The organism is Oleiphilus sp. HI0086 (assembly GCF_001635225.1).
The window spans coordinates 1-814 of sequence record NZ_LWFZ01001106.1; the positions used below are offsets into that span (position 1 = coordinate 1).

At 41.8% G+C, this 814-nt stretch carries 2 protein-coding genes; one reads left to right on the top strand and one right to left on the bottom strand.

Translation table 11 applies throughout. The features are described from left to right. Positions 1 to 327 (top strand): sulfotransferase (locus A3756_RS19580; RefSeq protein WP_231875583.1); only part of this gene is annotated, 327 nt, incomplete at its 5' end. On the opposite strand, the gene A3756_RS19585 is transcribed toward A3756_RS19580, so the two are convergent. Then, on the bottom strand, positions 328 to 814 hold a 487-nt coding region (locus tag A3756_RS19585), incomplete at its 5' end, for a sulfite exporter TauE/SafE family protein (RefSeq protein ID WP_068554388.1).

Consider the following 814-nt stretch of genomic DNA (forward strand, 5'->3'; position numbering starts at 1 on the left):
CATGACTTAAATAATATATTCAAGTATGTGGATAATTGTTTAGTAGCAATGGATCGGACAAAGAATGCCTACCCTCAACGTGTGACAACAGTTAAATATGAGGAATTAGTGTGTGATCCGGAAGCTGAATCCAAGGCGCTTATGGCGTTTTGCGACTTGCCTTGGGGAGAACAGTGTTTGGATTTTCATAAAGAAGATAAGTTGCTAAGTAGAACGGCGAGTCATGTTCAAATTAGGCGGGAAATAAATCAGGATGCCGTCTCTGCGTATAAACAATATGAAAGTTTCTTTGAGCCTTTTTCAGAAATTTATCATTGGGCTTCTTAGCTAAGCGTTTAATAGCTGGTAAACTGTTTTCTGGATGACTGGCAAAGACCATAAGCCGAATAAAGTCATCATTGCTCCGGCAGAAGAGCGGAACCAGCGTTTTCTAATTGTCGCGGATAGTTTTTGTGCTAATAAACCGCTGCTCAACATTGAAGGCAGGGTGCCTAGGCCAAAAGCAAGCATGATTAGTGCTGAACCGAAGATACTTGCTTCCAAGCTTGCCCAGATCAAAGCCGAGTATACCAAACCACACGGTAGCCAACCCCACACCATGCCAACCACTAGCGCATCTTTGATTGATTTAATAGGCATAAAACGCTTTGATAATGGTTGAATCAAGGGCCAGAGTTTACTACCTAGTTTTTCAGCCCAGAGTATTCCATTAAACCATTGGCCTAGGTATAAACCCATTAGAATTAACATTGTTGCAGCTAAATATCTGAGAACCTCTAAGGCTGCTAATTGTTTGCTCAGCCAGAAACCAAGG